Origin of the sequence: Oceanitalea stevensii (assembly GCF_014837105.1) — a bacterium.
GTDB lineage: Bacteria > Actinomycetota > Actinomycetes > Actinomycetales > Actinomycetaceae > Oceanitalea > Oceanitalea stevensii.
In genome coordinates, this window is the sequence record NZ_JACSPO010000030.1 from 1 (window position 1) to 509 (window position 509).

1 protein-coding gene is annotated in these 509 nt (G+C 72.9%); it reads left to right on the plus strand.

From position 1 onward, the window contains the following. Window positions 1-23: 23 nt before the first annotated feature. On the plus strand, window positions 24-509 hold a 486-nt coding region (locus H9624_RS16270), incomplete at its 3' end, for a DUF222 domain-containing protein (protein ID WP_251840945.1).

Consider the following 509-nt stretch of genomic DNA (forward strand, 5'->3'; position numbering starts at 1 on the left):
CCTGCGGCCGCGCCTTCGGTGGCATGTTCGAACCCACCGGCGAGCTCCTCGACCGCGGTCTCATCGACTGGCCCCGAGCCCAGGCCATCGTCACCAGGCTGCTGGACCTGCCCGCCGAGGTCGCCATGGCCGCCCAGTGGGAAGTCCTGCCGAAGGCCCCGGGCCGCACTCTGCGCCAGCTCAACGACGACCTCGACAAGGCCGTCATCGCCGTGGACCCCGACTCCGCCGACGACCGCCACAAGACCGCCCGCCAGAAGCGCTGCGTCTACCACCCCCGTCCCCTGCCCGACGGCATGGCCCTCCTGTCCGCCCGCCTCCCCGCCGCCGACGCCATCGCCATGGACCTGGCCCTGGACGCCTCCGCCAGAGCCGCCAAGAACACCGGCGACCCCCGCACCCTGGACCAACTCCGAGCCGACAGCCTCGCCCTCATGGGCCACACCGCCCTCACCCTCGGCTTCATCGGACCCCAGGCCCACCTCCACTGCCCCTGCGGCTGCCAAGAC